The organism is Ignavibacteriales bacterium (assembly GCA_026390795.1).
Classification (GTDB): Bacteria; Bacteroidota; Ignavibacteria; order Ignavibacteriales; family Melioribacteraceae; genus Fen-1258.
Genome location: JAPLFG010000001.1, coordinates 309174 through 327161 on the forward strand (window position 1 = coordinate 309174; position 17988 = coordinate 327161).

A 17988-nucleotide genomic window follows, 5' to 3' on the forward strand; every position below is an offset into this window, starting at 1 on the left:
GATTATTAACTAATCTTCGTAAACATCTTTTGTAATTAGTTTGTCGATTGCAACAGGATAATTGCCCGAAAAACAAGCTGTGCAAAAATTATCCGGTTTATGATCAACCATTGCCTCTAACATTTCATCAATTGTAAGATATTCTAAAGTATCTACCTCTAGGTATTTTCGAATTGCTTCAATATCCACACTAAATTTATTAGCTATTAATTCTTCCTTAGAAGGAAAATCCATTCCATAATAACACGGACTAATAATCGGAGGAGATGAAATTCTCAAATGAATTGATTTGGGATTTGCCTCTCTTAATAATTTTACCAACTGCTTAGAAGTTGTCCCTCTTACAATTGAATCGTCTATCAAGACTACGGTTTTGTTTTCCAGTACACCTTTTACAGTATTGAATTTAATTTTAACTCCTATTTCCCTAGCACGCTGACCGGGTAATATAAAAGTTCTACCAACGTAATGGCTTCGAATTAATCCAATTTCCAGTTTTGATAAAACGCCTTGTTTTGCTAATTGTCTTTGATATCCAATTGCGGCTGTGTTCGAACTGTCCGGAACGCTTATGACAATAATTTTATCGCCATCCTTATCAAATGCCGGGTGTTTCTCTGCCAACACTTTTCCTAATTTTCTTCTCATCTTATCAACATTGGCGCCAAAGACTCTGCTATCGGGTCTGGAGAAATAGATATACTCAAAGACACAATGTTTTTTTGGAAAATTTTGCAGAATAATTTTAATTGACTTAGCAATTCCGGAACTGTTTGCTTCGCTGTCAATAATTACCATCTCCCCAGGTTCAACATCTCGTATATATTCGGCTGAGTTAATATCAAGTGCGCACGTTTCAGAAGTGATTATTAGAGAACCATTAATTTTTCCGATACATAAAGGACGGAAACCATGTGGATCTCTTGCGCCAATCAATTTGTCATTTGTTAAAATTACGATGCTGTATGCGCCTTCAACTTTTTGAAGCGCTTCCTTTATTTGGTCTACTTGATTATCAAGTTTACTACGCGCTATTAAATGTAATATAACCTCAGTATCGCTCGTAGTCTGAAAAATCGCTCCATCATTTACAAGTTCTTCGCGCAGCTGCTTTGCATTAGTTAAATTGCCATTATGTGCAATAGCTAAGTTTCCCATCCGGTAATTAACAGTAAATGGCTGGATGTTTTTTGAAGAATCCGACGAGCCGGTAGTTGAATAGCGATTATGCCCAATTGCGTTAGGTCCGATAAGAACATTTTCGAATATATTATCATCATTAAATATTTCGGAAACCAATCCAAGATTCCGATGCACGTTAAATATCGGCTTGTTTTTCAAATTATAAGATAACGAAACAATTCCAGCTGCTTCTTGACCTCTATGTTGTAAAGATAATAATCCATAGTAAGTAGTTAAAGCGGCATCTTTAGCTCCAAATATTCCGAATACTCCACAATTACATTTTGGTTTATCATTCATATTTTATTAGTTATCAAGATTTATAAAAAAGGCACATAATGCTGTGCCTGTATGCGTGTGTCGGAACGGTGGGATTTGAACCCGCGACCCCTTGAACACCATTCTAGCAAAATGTTGGGAATTGAGGATTTTGATTCACTCTAATCATCATTTGGCCTTTTGGTTTGTTGACTTTCTGTCATTATTTTTTTCTGGCGTCAAATTAATCATTATGATTTTATTCTGCAACTCCCCACATTCATAATCTCCACTGGCAAAAGCAGGTAAAAATAATGCGCCTTAATTTTAAGGCGCACTTTCTAATAGAGATTTCTGAAAAACTCCTCCATGATGGCCATTGCGAGTAATGAAATAATAGCCCGCTCCGCATTAATTTTGTACGGAAGAAATCCTAATTTAGATTATGATGCCACCTCAGACTGCTTTTCCGTTCACTTCGGAATATCAAAGACAATTACAGGTATTAAGATGTTTCCAATACTTAATGATTTAATTTTGGGTAATTCTTTTAATTATTACCTCCACCACCGCAGCAATTATTACCACCCCGATCATAATCAATAGAGCGATTTTAACATTCTTTTTCCGGTCGTACCTTCCCTCATATATTACAAAACGGAAAAACAACCCAGAAACTATTCCAAGCGCAAGTGATCTTGTTACATATATCCAGGACCACTTCGAGTCATTGACAAGGAAGTAAAACACAATAAAATAATAGAGTGAATAGACAGGTATTGAGAGTGCCATGTTTGAATTAATTCGATGTACTATTTTTATTACAATATTTTTATTTTTCTTTTCCACGATAACCTCTTTCCAATACTAAGAAAGCAATTCAACTATTAGCGCTATGCATTGCACAAGAAGAACCGTGGCAGATACAACTGAAGTGTATACGGCAACACATGCTGGATATGTAGTAAAAAGTAATGATTCGGCACAATTAATAACTGCACCAGCAAAAGCAGCAGCATCAGCATATATAACAGCCATCAAATCTATTTCCGCTAAAGAAGTTTTAGAAAGTTTATTATCCTTTTTGCCTTCAATGGGCAAATTCTTAACTAATTCAATCCACTCTCTACTATTCTTACTATGGTATTCATAAGAACTTTCAACTATAGAAGATACTGCAAGAACATGTTTAGCATCAGTTTCTCCAAGTTCTTTAACTGCCCTCTCATTCATCTCCGCAATAGTGTCTTTAAGATCGTTAGGAGACATTCTTTTGTCTATCAGACTATAAAAACCGTCAATAAACGCAAGTTGTTTATTATTCAATCCTTCATCTGATAGATTTTTCAAAAACTTCTCTTTTGATATTATGTAACGTTTATAATCGTGCTTTTTAAATAATTTCTTCATTGATTGATCGTCAAAAGAAATTTTCTTATTCCACCAATATTCGTTCATACCTTGCTGTGCAGTGTTAATAAGATCATCAATACATCTAATTTTTGATGAATTCTTTTTTATAGCGGAATATACAGCAACCATTGCCTCATTGTGCATTTCCCCGATCTGTTTACAAGGGTTTTCAAACCTTTCTTTTGGTACAGATTTGTTCAATGAAGCAGACGCTGACGGTTCGTTTACCGTCGTTTGTTGATGAGTGTCTTTGCAGCTTGCAAGAATCATGATTATAAGATAAATGGCAACATAAGGAAGCATAATTGTGTAGTATTTGAAGCGTCTCATAATACCTCCAATTAGTAATTTGTTTGATATGTTAATACTACAACCACTCAGCTGTAGTATAAAAAATCAATTGGCTAACTATGGAATAATACGAGTATGTGCTTAGAATTAAATTACAACAAAAACCCTCTTTCTTGTTGCGGTTAGAAATTAATAAATAGATCAGTTTTATGCAAGATTTTTATTTTTTAATTTTACTCAATCTAAATAAGTATAGATTTTAGACTCAATACTATTATAAGGAAGACTTTCTATAAAACAAAAGCAACTTTCCTTTCTATAGCAAGAGTGAAATATGAGTAACATGCGGAGTATTAGTATCAAAGACATTACCGGTTTACTAGAAAATATTATGTGAGAATTGATCGAGATCAACTACGGCAAGAAGTTTTACTTCCTTTTAAAATAAAGTAGATATTGAACCAAGGTAAGTACAATAAATAAATTATTATCATATCCACTTCGCTACTTATCAAATACGCAAAGGAGGATTAATCAAAAAATATTTTGTAGCTTCTTTTTTGTCGGAACGGCGGGATTTGAACCCGCGACCCCTTGAACCCCATTCAAGTACGCTACCGGACTGCGCCACGTTCCGTTTCTAATGTAGAATTTATATAAAGCAAAAAACTTTTTATTTCTTCCAAATCTTTTTTTATTGTCCTCGGTGCTGCCACTTTTGTTGTGTTTGTATTCAATTCTGAAGAAGTCATTAAAGGATTATCTAAATGCAAATCTGCCATAATTTTCTTCGCGCCTTCAATGGTATATTTCTCTTCCCGCAATAAACGTTTTATCTGCAGAATAAGTTTTATATCCTTGTTGGTGTAAATCCGATTGCCTGCTCTATTCTTACCGGGTTTTAATTGTTCAAACTCTGTCTCCCAGTATCGAAGTATATATTGTTCCAAACTTGTGAGTTTACTTACTTCACTGATAGAGTAATACAATTTTTTTAATCCAAAGTCTTTCACTTTATTAACCCTTTTTTACAAATGGAAAATAGGTTTTGTTATTTGAATCCGCAAGGATTTCGGATTTAATCCGAAGAATGAAAAAATATAATTTTATTCGCGTTCAATCATTTTGATCAAAGAATATATTGCTGCAAAATAACTTATCTCTTTTAATCCGGATATATAACCATTTACCATAGATGTGGTAAGCATAATCTTTCTAAATTTCTCTCTCGATGCAAGGTTCGACAGATGGACTTCAATTTTTGGAATTTTTAAAATTTCCAACGTATCTCTTATACCAACTGATGAATGACAATATCCTCCCGGATTAAGGACTAGACCATCAAATATCTCGCTTTTCTGGAGATGGTCTATCAATTCACTCTCAGAATTGGAGTGTATAAATGTAAATTCAATTTTAGGAAATTCGTCAATTATCTTTTCAGCGATTTTTTCTAATGAAAGAAAACCATAATTACCGCTGTCACGTTTTTCCAATAAATTAAGGTTAGGTCCGTTTAGTATTAATATCTTCATGATTTATCTGAGATCTCATCAATTATTTCTCTGATCTTTGGTTGAATAAAATGTTCATTTATTCCCAAATCTTTTAAAGCCGCTGTAAGAATCATAATTTTTTTTTGAAGTGTGGAAAGTTTATTGATAACGATCGTTTTGTCCTCTCTCACAATGCAATAACCGCCTTTGAAATCACCTCTTTCAAATCTTACTTTAGCACCCATCTCTTGTGCTAATTGTTTGAGGTCCTGGAGAATGGTCTCATATTCTTTCTCTTTAATTTTCATTTATTTTTCTTAATGGTTTGAATAAACCAATGAAAATAATAGCTATGAGTGAAAATATTTCTATCAAAGAGAAACTACTAAGCTCCGTCATTCTAGCCTTGATTAACTCTGAAATAGCATTAATCTGCATCGTCTCGGCCATTATTAGTTTTGTTATTTTATAATCCGTAGTTAGTAAATATATTTCGAATGGTGCTGTTACAAGAAGTATTATTGTTATTGCGAAGAGCCATCCTTCATATTTAATTTTTATTTTCGAGGTGATGATAAAGATCAAAAATGAAAATAAAAATACAGCATACGTTACCATATTAAGGACAATAATGGGGAAAATAGTAAAATATACCGTGTACAAATTTTGTTCGTTATAAATCGATTTGAAATTAGTCCCGGTCGGTTCGAATAATTGATAAACAACTATTTGACGAGCCACATAACCACCAAGAAAGAGTGAGAAGAAAAGGATCGTAATGAATAAAAATGTTTTAGAGACTAGGTTTATTTTTTCCATTGGTCTAAATTGTTTTACCAAAAATAAATAAAAACTATGACTATTGCCTCAATCGATATCGGCTCAAATACAGTTTTGCTACTATTGGTCGAATTTAATCCTGAACAACAAACCTTCACCTCCATAGCAAATTATCAAAAGATTCCCCGTTTAAGTCAAGGATTAACAGCTAATGGAGAAATAACTAAAGAGAAAATCGATATCTTATTGGATATTCTTGCTGATTACAAAAATATTTGCACCAAATATAATTGTTCAAATATTCTGATCAACGCGACAAATGCTTTTAGAATTGCTTCAAATTCATCTGAAATAATCGATCTTGTAAAAGAAAAATATTCCTTGGAAATCAAAACTATAACCGGAATTGAAGAAGGGCGGTTGACTTTCCTCGGTTCAACTTTCCCTTTTAGTGATAATGAATCCAAAATAGTATTTGATATCGGAGGAGGAAGTACAGAAATTATTTTGGGTGACAAACAAAAAATTATTTATCAGAATAGTTATGATATTGGCGTAGTTTCATTAACGGAAAAATTCTTACGTTCACTTCCCTCTACAGATGCCGGGATACTTGCGTCTGAAGTATATATTGACAAAATGTTCGAGACGCTTTCTGAATTAATACCACAACATTCTGAAGCAATTGCAGTTGCCGGAACACCAACTACTTTATCATGCATCAAACAAGGAATTAAAATATTTGATGAAAGTTTAGTTGATAATTCGAGTATCACCTTTTCAGAATTAAAAAAAATGATCTTCGAATTGAAAAAAATGAGTAAAGAAGAAGTGTTAAACAAATATGGGAAAGTTGTTGAAGGACGTGAGGATATATTGCTCGCCGGATCTCTAATATTATTAAGGGTAATGAAAAAGTTAAATTTCAGCAGATTCAGAGTGAGCACTAAAGGATTGCGTTACGGTGCAATTGTGGATTATCTGATTAAAAATAAACTTATAGAAATTGACAGATAAGCTATTATAATCGTCGTTACAAAAAATCCTAACAGTCCTAAGAATATTGAATATATACGGCTTTTAGTTTGAGCGTAGGTAGATGTAATAAAGAGGAATGCGCTCCAGATAAACATTATTAATTCAAGAATGTACATTACAGTTGCAGCTCTTGGTTTCATCAAAAATGGAGATGGATTGAAAGTAAACCAGTAACTGCCAAACAAAGCGAACTGAATTGGAGTTAAGACTAGTAGTGATAACACCATTGGCGCGAAAGAATAAAAATAAACAGCAATTCCATCCTTTACTCTACCCCGTACATTATTTTTTTTATTTATAAGAGTTATAATGATTGAGAAGACCGGGATAATAATCAGAAACGGAACACCGCCAAAAATAAATCCATGAATAAAGGAATAATTTTCATTTTCAAAAGAGCGCACCGCGTTCATTAATATGAGCGAGAGTAAAGAAATTTTCAGTGAAGCAAGCAATGCGCAGGTAAGAACAAAATTTTTATTTTCTGCCTGGATTATATTTTCCGCAGTTTTAATTGGGGAATAAAGTAATTTCCAAAGTGTATCCCAAAAATCTATATTAACTATTCTTGCCCGCAAAAATGATTTGCATTTAGTGCAGTTAAGCTGATAATAAGGATTTTCATTACCGCATTGTTCGCAAATCAAAACATTTTTCATATAGAACCAAATTAGAACTTAATCTTTAATGAAAGCCGGAGATTTTCCACCGAGTTAATTTTTGAAACATCAAAGTCGAATAAATGTGCGTCTATATATGCATCAACAAGATTAAGAAAATATGTTAGTCCAATAAATACGGCTACCAAATCTCTTTGATCTCTGTAAAACTGGCTCATTCTATAATATGTAATATTACCGCCAGCCTTAGTATTAAAACTTTCTGCATATTTATCTTTATTCAGAACATAAGAGTTATTATTAACACTCCATTGGTATCCAAGTGCACCAAGAACTCCCCACACAACGGGAATTTTCCAGTAAGATTCGTTGTAAAATTGCCCAAATCCCGGTAACACCGCACTTCTAAGAACAGCACCCCATGGCGATTTCTTCATTACAAACTTACTCGTGTCTATTTTGACGGCGTTAGAATCGAAAGGTTGTACCTGTGCATTAATATTTTTTGGAAACAAAACTATAAATAAAACAACCAAGAGGTTTTTAATTATAATTTTTACCGATGATTTCGAAAAGTTCAAATAATCTTTCAAGCTCGTCCAATGAATAAAATTCAATAATTAGTTCTCCGGCACCATCTTTTTTCTGCTTACACATTACTTTTGTCCCCAGTATCCCCTGAAGTTTACTTTCTAGGTCTTTCTGAGATAAACTGCTTAGATCGTTATACGGGACAGTAATTTTTTTCTTCTTAACATTTTTTGAATTAAGATATTTTCTTACAATCTCTTCAACTTTTCTTACGGACAAATTATGTTTTATAATTTTCTCAAGTATTTCCAGCTGAAGTATTTCATCGGGAAGATTGATCAGAGATCTTGCGTGACCTGAAGTAATTTCATTTTTAATAAGACTTTGTTGAATTTTTCCCGGCAACTTCAATAAACGAATTGTGTTCGTCACTGTAGTTCTGTCTTTTCCAACTTTGAGTGCAATTTCTTCTTGAGATAAGTTACATTCATCCATCAATCTTTTATATGCATTTGCAATTTCTATTGAGTTTAATTTTTCTCTCTGAATATTTTCAATAAGAGATAAAGCAAGCATCATTTCTTTAGTCTCAACATGAATAATATAAGCGGGAATTTCTTTTATTCCGACCTCTTTTGATGCGCGAAGTCTTCTTTCACCGGAGATAAGTTCGTAATGATCTTTAGATACACGCCGGACTGTAATCGGTTGAATCAAACCGTTTTCAAGAATTGATTTTTTCAATTCATCGAGTGCTACCGGATCAAATTCAGTTCTAGGCTGATATGGATTTGGCGATATAAGATTTACAGAGATCTTTGCAAGAACATCGTTGGAAATTCCATCATCCTTCTGCAAATCTTTGTTTGATAATGCAACCGGTTTATCGAGTGTGTTTCTTGCTTGAGGATTTATTAAAGCATCCAATCCCCTACCGAGTCCTGGTTTTAAATTGCTCAATTGATATTCTTCTTTTGTTCGAGATTATTTCTTTGAATTAATTCCGATGCTAATGAGATATAATTTTGCGCTCCGACCGAACTTGCATCATATAGAATTACCGGTTTGGAATGACTTGGAGCTTCCGAGAGTCTAACATTTCTATGAACTATAGTTTGAAACACTTTAGCTCCGAAATATTTTTTTACTTCTTCCACAACTTGATTGGATAGGCGAAGACGAGTATCGTACATCGTAAGCAATACACCTTCAATTGCAAGATCTTGGTTAAGATTTTTCTTAACAATATTTATTGTGTTTAATAATTGTCCTAATCCTTCCAAAGCAAAGTATTCGCACTGAACCGGGATTAGAACGGAATCGGCAGCGGTTAATGCGTTAAGTGTAAGTAATCCAAGCGAAGGTGGACAATCAATAAAAATAAAATCATATTGATCTTGAATTGATTTGATTGCTTTTTTAAGAAGGTATTCCCGTTCATCCATTGAAACCAATTCGACTTCCGCCCCAACAAGATCAATGGTGGATGGAAGTATATCGAGATACGGCATATATGTATTCACAATACAATCCGATGCGTTTTCTATACCAATCAATGTTTGATAAACAGAAAATTTATAGTTCTCAACACCAAGACCAGATGTTGAATTTGCTTGGGGGTCGATATCAATAAGTAAAGTTTTAAATTCAGCAGCAGCAATTGATGCAGATAAATTAATCGCAGTTGTTGTCTTACCTACGCCGCCTTTTTGATTTGCTATAACAATAATTTTCGCCATAAATAGAATTTTATCTCCAAAACGATAATAAAGAATTATAAATCAATTTCCTGCCCAAAATTCATGACAATACATTTTTTACCAATTGATTCAACTTTTGTTTTAAATTCATTCGGATCTGCTTTAATAACATCAAAAGTATTGTAGTGCATTGGTATAGCAATTTTTGGGTTTGCTAGTTCAACAGCTTTTACAGCATCTGTAATTCCCATTGTAAAATTATCTCCAATCGGTAAAAGCATATAATCAAGTGAATTCATTTCGCCTATAAGTTTCATATCATAAAATAAACCGGTATCTCCGGTGTGATAAATATTTTTTCCGTCAATCGAAAGGACAACTCCGGATGGTTCACCAGCATATTGGTTATCTGGAGTCATAGAACCGTGGTGGGCGATCGTAAATTTTACACGACCGAAATCGAAATTGTGGCCGCCGCCAATATGCATATTATGAGCTTTAAATCCTTTACCTGCACAGTAGTTTGCAAGTTCATTAACACAGATAAAAAGTGAATTACACCTTTGTGCGATAGAAAATGCATCACCAATATGGTCTCCGTGAGCATGAGTCAAAATGATATAATCTGCATTAACATCTTTCGATTTAATCACTGATGTCGGATTGCCGTCGAGAAACGGATCAATTAATATACTCTTTCCGGAATTTGTCGTTATCTGGAATGCAGAGTGAGAAAAATATTTTAATTTCATTTTTCACTCCTGATTAAGTATAAAAAAATATTTAATGCATTATTGAAGATAAATTTAGTCATTTCCATTTTAATAAATCTTGTAACCTTTTTTTCCCTATTTAACTATTACAATTTCCCATCTGTTATTTATGCATAATGGATTTTATTATTACACAAGATCAAGATTCAAAATTAGATTTAGTTTTTTTTTGTTTAAAGATGTTTTTGATTCCCCGTGCAATTGTACTAAAAGAATTTCGTTTAGAAGTGTGCATGGCATTAGAAAGATAATATCTTAAACCTTCTTTTGATAAGCCGGATTTTAATTTTCCATTTTCTGCAACGGAGATTCCCCCGGTTTCTTCAGAAACAATTACACTAATGACATCGGCTTGTTCTGAAATTCCGATTCCTGCTCGGTGACGCATTCCCAGCGGTAATCCATCCTTAGTAGTCTCTATTGTAAGAGGCAATGTACACCGGACTGCTTCCACAATGTCGTTATTAATAATTACGGCTCCGTCATGCAATGCAGAACGTGGAAAGAAAATTGATAACAATAAATTTTTGGACAATTTTGCATTTATGATTTCTCCGGATTCAACTACACCCCGTATTCCGACTGATCTCACAACAACCATTAATGCGCCGTGTTGATGCTGTGCAAGTTCGAAAGCTGCTTCCGAAATTATATCGGCAATATTTGCTTCATCCTTGTTAATAAATATTCTCACAAAAGGATTTCTGCCTAGATGTACTAAAAGCCTTCTGATTTCGGGTTGAAATAAAATAACAAATGCGATTACCCAAATATCGGAAAGTAATTTTAATAACCAGCCGAGTGCCTTAAAGTTTGCCGCTTGAGTTAAGAAAGAAAGAATTAATACAAGTATCAATCCGTAAAATATTTGAGAAGCAATAGTACCGCGAATAACGTTATAGACTTTGTAAAAAACCAGTGTTACAAATAATATATCTATCAAATCAAGTAGGGTAACCGAGAGAAATCCTATTTTGAAAAGCTCAATCATCTTAAACCAATTCCGGATTATCAATTAAGCTGTTAATTCTTGATGCTTGTAGTGTATATTTAACATCGTGCGTTCGAATGAAACGGGCTCCATTTTTTATCGCGATTGTTTCGGCGACAACAGTTGAATTTCCCCTTTCATCAATTTTCAAGTTCATCGACTTTCCTAAAAATGATTTTCTTGAGACACCAATAAGAATTGGATGACCGATTCCCTTAAATTCATTCAATCGTTTGATAATTTCGAAGTTGTCTGAAATCCTTTTTCCAAAACCAATTCCGGGATCTATAATTATATTTTTAATCCCGGCTTTTTTTGCTTGATCAACTTTTAAATCAAGATAATCATAAATCTCAGAAACAACATCTTCGTAAGAAGGATCTTGCTGCATTGATTTTGGGTTCCCTTTCATGTGCATCAGAACCATTATAGCGTTAAACTGCTTTACAACATTTAGCATTTGATCATCGGCAGTGAATGAACTTATATCATTAACTATTTTTACACCGCATTTCAATGCTTCGTAAGCCACTTTTGATTTGATAGTATCGATCGATAGGATTGCATCTTTTTTCTCTTTCAAGATTTCTTGAATTACAGGTATTACCCGATTTAATTCTTCTTCTTCACTTATGGAGTCCGATCCGGGTCTGCTCGATTCACCGCCGATATCCAAAATATCAGCCCCTTCTTCCAGTAATGTTATGGCGTGATCTACGGCAGCTTTCTTGTCTAAATATTTTCCGCCATCAGAAAAAGAATCCGGTGTAACATTTAATATCCCCATTACATACGAATGGTCCATCAAAAAACTTTTATGCGCAATATTCAAAATATGATTTTCATATTCAGTAATATTTCTGACAGTTCTTGCAACTTTTAAACCGAGTTCTTCATTTCCGATGGCAATAATTTCTTTTGACAATTCTTCAAATATACCGTAGTAGCCAAGTACGAGTAAGTCGCATGAAGTATCACCCTTTTTACCGGTATTGTAACAGATTTCTTTGTTAGTCAAAATTATTTTTTTAATGTTCTGCGCAAGTTTAAAATCAATCCCGCGTATTTCAATTCCAACGAGATCTTTTTCGTAAAGTTCACGGAAGATATTATACTTAATGCTATACCGTTTAAATACGTTCGGATAGAATATGTCTACAAGTTGAATAGTCAATCGTACCCTCAATTAATAAATATTACAATACAAAGCTTGATTACATGAATAAGCAGAATCACTTTCTTAAGATAAAAAAATAATTTGAATGGATTAAAGAAAAGTATTAGAAATCGCTACGATTAAGCGATAAGGTTCTTCAATTCTACAGTAGCTGCAGTAATGTTATCTTTGCCGTAAATTGAATTACCGATCACGAATACATCGCATCCAGCACTTGACAAAGCCTTAATATTTTCAGTGCCAATACCGCCGTCAACTTCAATCAAAAAATCAGCATGGGTGCTATTACGAAGTGAGACCAGTTCTTTAATTTTTTTAAAAGAGTTATCTATGAATTTTTGTCCGCCGAAACCGGGATTAACCGACATAACCAAAATCATGTCAACAATACTTATTATTTCTGTTAAGGTTGCAATTGGTGTGGATGGGTTAATAGCAACACCAGCTTTAGCTCCAAGCTCATGTATCATGGTTATTGTTCTATTCAGATGAACTACTTCTTCCTGATGAACGGTTACCAAGTTGGCACCCGATTCTATAAATTTTTCTATCAAAGAATCCGGATCCTTGACCATCAAATGTACATCAATCGGGAGTCTAGTTGATTTGCGAACCGCTTGTATAATTACCGGACCGAAAGTTAAACTCGGTACAAATTTCCCATCCATAATATCGCAGTGAATCCAATTTGCCCCTCCGATTTCAACTGCTCTAATCTGTTGAGAAAGGTTTGAAAAATCGGCTGTTAGAATTGAAGGCGCTATAATTTTTTGATTGCTCATTTAATCTCGCTTATTTACTTCGATACAAAACTACATTGACACTATCGCCGATTTTGACAAGCGTATCTTCACTTGGCTCTTGATCTGCAATTGTGTTTGGTAAAAATGAAGATGAATAAATGTAAATTCTATTTCCCAACCTAAGAGAATTAGACTTTAAAATATTTTCAGCTTCTGATAAAGATTTGGATAAAAGATTTGGAACACGGACCATTCCGATTTTGGGTCCGACACTAATTTTAATATTAATTGTTGATCCTTTTGCAATTTCTCTTCCTTCCATATATTGCTGTTCAACAATTATATCCGAAGGAAATTCTGATTCGACGGAATCAATTTTACCGACAATCAAACCCAATCTTTCCAAAGATAGAGTTGCATCCCGTAATGTTTTGCTAATTAAAGACGGCACTCTAATCATCGGATCGCCACCGCTAACAGTCAAGTATATTCTGCGGTTTTCTTTAACAATTACACCGGCTTCCGGTTTTTGAAATATTACTTCATTCTTCTGAAATTTTTCATCGAAACGGGATGTCTGAACGATTGGATTAAAATTTGCATCTTGAAGGATTTTAATAGCTTCATCTTTATTTTTGCCGATAACATTCGGAACTTTACTTTCCGTTCCGCTTACGTAATAAGGTAAAAATACGTCATCAATAAGAATGAAAGCGGCGAAAAATATAGCGAATATGATGAGTAGCTTATACCAGAATTTTTTGTTTGGCATTTTCATATCTGAAATATATCAAACAGAAACCTTATCACAAAATATTTCCGGATGCTTCTCTTTAATTAATGATTTTTGCTTCTAGCCAATATTTTTGATTAATTTATTGCAGTAATCAAAATCAATATTAATATCTGATAGAGAAAGAATGAAAACAGCATTGTGCATTTTTGAAGATGAAGGGTTCCGGAATTTTCTTCCACTTACTTATACACGCCCGGTTTATGATTTGCGATGCGGAATATTAACTATTCGCGAAAAAATAGCTGCTCGTTTTTCGATGTATGAATTAGTTCTTCACACACGAGATTATTTGAAAAATATAGTTAAAGAACAGAATCAAAAAATAGCAGTTAATGAATTTACTGCTCCAAATATTTTGTTTGTCAATGGTCGCCTACTGGCTGGAATAACTTCAGTAACTCAAATTAAGAAAATGAAGGATAATTCAATTCTGTTAGCAAAAGACGGGTCAGTTATTACTGCAAAACTTTCGGGCAATTATCTGAAAAAACTAATTGAGAATAAAAAGGAATTCCTCCCTTTTCACATTCTCGAGAATATTAATAAAATCGAAACTGACTTGGATTTGATCAAATACACTTGGGAACTGGTTAATATAAACGGTGTAGAGATAAATAATGACTATGATCTGCTGGTGAAGAAAATTCAAAAAATTGAGGCAAGAAAGTTTCCATCCGTTGAATTTAAGAACAAGAAAAAAATATTTATCAATAAGGATTCTGCTATTGATCCCTTTGTATTTATCGATGCATCAGATGGTCAGGTATATATCGGCAAACATGTTCATATTATGTCGCATACGTATATTCAAGGACCGGTATACATTGGCGATAATTCAATTATAAAAAGCGGTGCGTCAATATATCACAACACAAGTATTGGAGAAGTTTGCAGAGTCGGTGGCGAAGTAGAATCGTCAATCATTCAATCATATTCCAATAAACAGCACGAAGGATTTCTCGGTCATTCATATCTAGGAAGCTGGATAAATATTGGGGCAAGTACAAACAACAGTGATCTTAAAAATAATTATGATAATATTTCTGTTTTACTGAACGGTAAACCTGTCGATACCGGATCTAAATTTATTGGATTGATGATGGGCGACCATTCTAAAACCGCAATTAATACAATGTTCAACACCGGGACAATAGTTGGTGTAGCTTGCAATATTTTTGGTTCGGGTTTTCCTCCGCGTTACATCCCATCTTTTAGCTGGGGCGGATCCGATTTTCTAAAAACAAACGATCTGAATAAAACCGTGGAAACTGCAAAGATTGTTTTGCAGAGAAGAAAATTAAATCTAACACTTAATGGTGAAGACCTTTTAAGAAAAGTATTTGACCTAACAACTGAAGAAAGATTGTTAAAGTTGAAGTCATAATTTCCGTCAATAATTGATCATCCAATCCAGCCAGATATGTATAAAAATTACTTCTATCTTTTCAGATGCATGCAGCAATTGGAACCGATAATCTGCGGTAAACAAATTGTTGAGGCTTATACGCAGGAAAGAGACAAACTATTCTTTCACATCCCTCTTGATGGTAAACCAGATTTTCATGTGGTAGTCTCAACAAATCTTCAGCAGCCGTATATTTCCACTAAAGATGAACATCATAAAGCAAAAAAGAATACTATAAATTTTTTCAGTGAATTATTTCCTTCCACTATTGAATATCTTCATATTGCAATTGGAGACCGTGTGGTTCAGATTTGTCTGAATAACGGAATAATAACTATTGTTTTCAAAGGTGGGCAAAGCAACATATTCTATGCTGAGAATAAAAATATTACGCACTCCTTCAAAAAGAATTCCCCTCAAGAAAAGAAGAAACATGAAGATGAAATCGCGAAATTAAATTTTACTAGTTCTCTTGTAACACTTTATGAAGCCATAGGAAATATGACCGATGACAGTGGCATAAAAAAAATGCCCTTTATCGGGAAAGATATTATAACAGAAACTGAATCACGACCCGGCAGTTTCAAAAAAAATCTTTTTGATGTTCTTGACGATATCAACCATGAGATAATTGTTGTTTATTTCGATGAGAATGCAAATAAGCCAAAGTTTCATCCGAAGAGATTTAAAAGCGCAAATATCCTGGAAGATCATTCTGAATTTGTCAATTACTTTGATGCATTAAATAAATATTTCGCCCTCTCCTATTCTCAATCTAGAGTAAAAGATGTGAGAAGAGAAATCGAAAATTTCCTAACAAAGCAAATTGAATCTCTTTCTCACAAGTTGAACAATCTGAAAATTCGAGTAGATTCGGGTTCGAAAGAAACTATTTATCATCATTACGGTGATTTATTACTTGCAAATATTAAATTATTGCATAAGGGACTAAAAGAAATAATAGTGAGTGATTATATCTCCGGTGAAGAACTGAAAATAATCCTTGACGAAAAACTTTCACCGCATCAGAATGTAGACCGTTACTACGATAAATCCAGATCCGAAAAAATAGAATATCAGAAATCAAAAGAATTGCTGAGTTATAATCAAAAGGAATTCGAGCGGATAGTAAAAATTAGAACAAGGTTTGAATTAACCGAAGAACAAGATCAACTCTTAAAAATAAAAAAAGAATTAAAAATGAAATCTCAAGTGATGCAAGATGATGAGAAAAAGGATAAATATTCGTTCCGTCATTTTTTATTAGAAAGTAAGTACCATATTTACGTTGGTAAGGATAGTAAGAATAACGATATTCTAACCACTAAATTTGCCAAACAGAATGATTTTTGGTTCCACGCACGCTCAGTATCTGGTTCGCATGTTGTTTTGAGAGTTGAAAACACAAAAGAAGTAGTACCAAAGAATATATTGCAGAAAGCCGCATCAGTTGCAGCATTTTACAGCAAAGCTAAGACTTCTAAAGTTGTTCCAGTTACTTATACTTTGAAAAAATATGTGAACAAAAACCAGAGACATGAACCGGGTCAAGTAACTGTTACAAAAGAAAATGTTTTACTGGTAAAACCCGAAATTCCAAAGGATTGTGAAGTGGTGATTGAATAAAGATTCTTAACAACTACCTCATTGATGGAGTAAGAGATTCTTCGTAAATTGAATTATGAATTGAGAAGAGATTTCTTCCAATAAGGATGGGTTATTAAAATAAATTCGGTTATTGAGTGAAACCAATCAGAAAAGAAAAAGTAAAAAAAATACTTATTATCAAGCTTCGTGGTATCGGTGATGTTGTTCTCTCAACGATCGTTATCGATAATCTTAGAAAAGATTTTCCGAAAGCTCAGATTGATTACTTAGTTGAATCACCTTCACAACCCGGATTATCCGGTCTAAAAGAAATTAAACAAGTTCTGATTTTCGATCGTAACAACTTTTGGAATAAAGTTTCGATGGTACTACAAATCAGAAAGAATAAATACGATTTAATCCTTGATTTGTTTTCGAATCCCTCAACCGCTTTGGTAACTTTTTTCAGCGGAGCAAAATATCGTGTTGGATTTCCCTATCGAGGAAGAAGATACGCTTATAATTTATATGGTCCCGCTGAACGAGGAAAATATCATTCTGCATTACTTCATCTCGAAACATTAAAAATGATTGGGTTGAATTCTTCTTATAAACAGTTGTATTATTATATAAGTCCAGCAGCATTACGGGTTGCGGAGAAATATCTTAGAGACAGTTTTATAGAAAATAATTTTGTCGTCGGTATATGCCCCACCGGCGGATGGGAATCAAAGAAATGCGATCCCAGTAAGTTTGCAGAGATTGCTAAAGCTGTGATCAAAAAATATAACGCAAAGATATTTATTCTTTGGGGAAAATCTGATCAGGAAGATGCATTCAAAATTCAATCTCTAATCGGTGATAAATCAATCATTGCTCCGGAAACTACAATTCAAGAACTAGCAGCATTGATAGCACGATGTAAAATTTTAATTGCTAACGATAGCGGACCAATGCATATTGCTACATCAGTTGGTACACCGGTACTAGGATTGTTTGGTCCCACAAGTCCGCATATGCAGGGTCCATTCGGTGAAATGCATGAGTGGGTAAGGTTGGATGAACTGGATTGTATAGAATGCAACCTGCTTGTCTGTCCTAAACAGCATGAATGTTTCCGCGATCTTCCTCTTGAAAAGGTATTAGATAAAGTTGATTATCTAATTTCAAAAAACAACATACTGATTAAGAGTTGAAAAAAATCGAG

General features: G+C 33.8%; 20 protein-coding genes and 1 tRNA gene. 4 read left to right on the plus strand and 17 right to left on the minus strand.

The genetic code is table 11. From position 1 onward, the window contains the following. Positions 1-9: 9 nt before the first annotated feature. The 8 genes from purF to NTX65_01280 form a co-directional block, all read right to left on the minus strand. Positions 10-1482 (minus strand): amidophosphoribosyltransferase, encoded by a 1473-nt coding sequence (gene purF / locus NTX65_01245; protein ID MCX6167937.1) that lies wholly within the window; start codon positions 1480-1482, stop codon positions 10-12. Between the two features lie 489 nt (positions 1483-1971). After that, positions 1972-2289: a hypothetical protein gene (locus tag NTX65_01250; protein MCX6167938.1), complete on the minus strand. Its 318-nt coding sequence runs from the start codon at positions 2287-2289 to the stop codon at positions 1972-1974. 18 nt (positions 2290-2307) lie between these two features. Beyond that, entirely contained in the window at positions 2308-3183 is an 876-nt protein-coding gene (locus NTX65_01255) for a hypothetical protein (protein ID MCX6167939.1), read from the minus strand. 524 nt (positions 3184-3707) lie between these two features. Continuing rightward, positions 3708-3781: transfer RNA gene (locus NTX65_01260), tRNA-Pro, on the minus strand. Further along, positions 3759-4157, minus strand: coding sequence for a MerR family transcriptional regulator (locus NTX65_01265; protein MCX6167940.1), 399 nt, complete (start codon positions 4155-4157; stop codon positions 3759-3761). The genes NTX65_01260 and NTX65_01265 overlap by 23 nt, the downstream gene beginning before the upstream one ends. Positions 4158-4250: 93 nt before the next feature. After that, the gene (locus NTX65_01270; protein ID MCX6167941.1) at positions 4251-4679 is read right to left on the minus strand and encodes a 3-dehydroquinate dehydratase; all 429 of its coding nucleotides are present in this window, start codon (positions 4677-4679) and stop codon (positions 4251-4253) included. Beyond that, entirely contained in the window at positions 4676-4948 is a 273-nt protein-coding gene (locus NTX65_01275) for a hypothetical protein (GenBank protein ID MCX6167942.1), read from the minus strand. The genes NTX65_01270 and NTX65_01275 overlap by 4 nt, the downstream gene beginning before the upstream one ends. Continuing rightward, on the minus strand, positions 4938-5459 hold the full coding sequence (locus tag NTX65_01280) for a hypothetical protein (protein MCX6167943.1): 522 nt from the start codon (positions 5457-5459) through the stop codon (positions 4938-4940). Before NTX65_01280 ends, NTX65_01275 begins: the two co-directional genes overlap by 11 nt. A 36-nt stretch (positions 5460-5495) precedes the next feature. Between NTX65_01280 and NTX65_01285 the strand changes: the two genes are divergently transcribed. Continuing rightward, entirely contained in the window at positions 5496-6437 is a 942-nt protein-coding gene (locus tag NTX65_01285; protein MCX6167944.1) for a hypothetical protein, read from the plus strand. Here the strand turns inward: NTX65_01285 and NTX65_01290 are convergent. From NTX65_01290 to NTX65_01330, 9 genes are all read right to left on the minus strand, one after another. Continuing rightward, on the minus strand, positions 6398-7117 hold the full coding sequence (locus tag NTX65_01290) for a hypothetical protein (protein MCX6167945.1): 720 nt from the start codon (positions 7115-7117) through the stop codon (positions 6398-6400). The genes NTX65_01285 and NTX65_01290 overlap by 40 nt on opposite strands. A gap of 11 nt (positions 7118-7128) precedes the next feature. Then, complete coding sequence (locus tag NTX65_01295) at positions 7129-7515, minus strand: DUF5683 domain-containing protein (GenBank protein ID MCX6167946.1); 387 nt, start codon at positions 7513-7515, stop codon at positions 7129-7131. Positions 7516-7621: 106 nt separating this feature from the next. After that, positions 7622-8569, minus strand: coding sequence for a ParB/RepB/Spo0J family partition protein (locus NTX65_01300; protein ID MCX6167947.1), 948 nt, complete (start codon positions 8567-8569; stop codon positions 7622-7624). Further along, positions 8566-9348: an AAA family ATPase gene (locus NTX65_01305; GenBank protein MCX6167948.1), complete on the minus strand. Its 783-nt coding sequence runs from the start codon at positions 9346-9348 to the stop codon at positions 8566-8568. Before NTX65_01305 ends, NTX65_01300 begins: the two co-directional genes overlap by 4 nt. A 35-nt stretch (positions 9349-9383) precedes the next feature. After that, a complete protein-coding gene (locus NTX65_01310; GenBank protein ID MCX6167949.1) occupies positions 9384-10061 on the minus strand; it encodes a metal-dependent hydrolase in 678 nt (225 codons plus the stop codon). A 160-nt stretch (positions 10062-10221) separates the two neighbouring features. Beyond that, positions 10222-11073 carry a diadenylate cyclase CdaA gene (gene cdaA, locus NTX65_01315; protein ID MCX6167950.1) on the minus strand — a complete coding sequence of 284 codons (852 nt, stop codon included), beginning with the start codon at positions 11071-11073 and terminating at the stop codon, positions 10222-10224. Position 11074: 1 nt separating this feature from the next. After that, complete coding sequence (gene folP, locus NTX65_01320; protein MCX6167951.1) at positions 11075-12247, minus strand: dihydropteroate synthase; 1173 nt, start codon at positions 12245-12247, stop codon at positions 11075-11077. A gap of 122 nt (positions 12248-12369) precedes the next feature. After that, on the minus strand, positions 12370-13032 hold the full coding sequence (rpe, locus tag NTX65_01325) for a ribulose-phosphate 3-epimerase (GenBank protein MCX6167952.1): 663 nt from the start codon (positions 13030-13032) through the stop codon (positions 12370-12372). A gap of 10 nt (positions 13033-13042) precedes the next feature. After that, positions 13043-13765, minus strand: a complete 723-nt coding sequence (locus tag NTX65_01330; protein MCX6167953.1) for a PASTA domain-containing protein — start codon at positions 13763-13765, stop codon at positions 13043-13045. Positions 13766-13913: 148 nt separating this feature from the next. On the opposite strand from NTX65_01330, the gene NTX65_01335 reads away from it, so the two are divergent. The 3 genes from NTX65_01335 (at position 13914) to NTX65_01345 (ending at position 17977) form a co-directional block, all read left to right on the plus strand. Continuing rightward, the gene (locus tag NTX65_01335) at positions 13914-15173 is read left to right on the plus strand and encodes a putative sugar nucleotidyl transferase (GenBank protein MCX6167954.1); all 1260 of its coding nucleotides are present in this window, start codon (positions 13914-13916) and stop codon (positions 15171-15173) included. Positions 15174-15209: 36 nt separating this feature from the next. Further along, positions 15210-16820, plus strand: a complete 1611-nt coding sequence (locus NTX65_01340) for an NFACT RNA binding domain-containing protein (GenBank protein ID MCX6167955.1) — start codon at positions 15210-15212, stop codon at positions 16818-16820. Positions 16821-16936: 116 nt separating this feature from the next. Further along, a complete protein-coding gene (locus NTX65_01345) occupies positions 16937-17977 on the plus strand; it encodes a glycosyltransferase family 9 protein (protein MCX6167956.1) in 1041 nt (346 codons plus the stop codon). Positions 17978-17988 lie beyond the last annotated feature (11 nt).

Bases quoted from the DNA above. Each gene is read 5' to 3' on its own strand.
- purF (MCX6167937.1), bottom strand. From the start codon at position 1,482: ATGAATGATAAACCAAAATGTAATTGTGGAGTATTCGGAATATTTGGA.
- NTX65_01255 (MCX6167939.1), bottom strand. From the start codon at position 3,183: ATGAGACGCTTCAAATACTACACAATTATGCTTCCTTATGTTGCCATT.
- NTX65_01270 (MCX6167941.1), bottom strand. From the start codon at position 4,679: ATGAAGATATTAATACTAAACGGACCTAACCTTAATTTATTGGAAAAA.
- NTX65_01275 (MCX6167942.1), bottom strand. From the start codon at position 4,948: ATGAAAATTAAAGAGAAAGAATATGAGACCATTCTCCAGGACCTCAAA.
- NTX65_01280 (MCX6167943.1), bottom strand. From the start codon at position 5,459: ATGGAAAAAATAAACCTAGTCTCTAAAACATTTTTATTCATTACGATC.
- NTX65_01285 (MCX6167944.1), top strand. From the start codon at position 5,496: ATGACTATTGCCTCAATCGATATCGGCTCAAATACAGTTTTGCTACTA.
- NTX65_01290 (MCX6167945.1), bottom strand. From the start codon at position 7,117: ATGAAAAATGTTTTGATTTGCGAACAATGCGGTAATGAAAATCCTTAT.
- NTX65_01295 (MCX6167946.1), bottom strand. From the start codon at position 7,515: ATGAAGAAATCGCCATGGGGTGCTGTTCTTAGAAGTGCGGTGTTACCG.
- NTX65_01305 (MCX6167948.1), bottom strand. From the start codon at position 9,348: ATGGCGAAAATTATTGTTATAGCAAATCAAAAAGGCGGCGTAGGTAAG.
- NTX65_01310 (MCX6167949.1), bottom strand. From the start codon at position 10,061: ATGAAATTAAAATATTTTTCTCACTCTGCATTCCAGATAACGACAAAT.
- cdaA (MCX6167950.1), bottom strand. From the start codon at position 11,073: ATGATTGAGCTTTTCAAAATAGGATTTCTCTCGGTTACCCTACTTGAT.
- rpe (MCX6167952.1), bottom strand. From the start codon at position 13,032: ATGAGCAATCAAAAAATTATAGCGCCTTCAATTCTAACAGCCGATTTT.
- NTX65_01330 (MCX6167953.1), bottom strand. From the start codon at position 13,765: ATGCCAAACAAAAAATTCTGGTATAAGCTACTCATCATATTCGCTATA.
- NTX65_01335 (MCX6167954.1), top strand. From the start codon at position 13,914: ATGAAAACAGCATTGTGCATTTTTGAAGATGAAGGGTTCCGGAATTTT.
- NTX65_01340 (MCX6167955.1), top strand. From the start codon at position 15,210: ATGTATAAAAATTACTTCTATCTTTTCAGATGCATGCAGCAATTGGAA.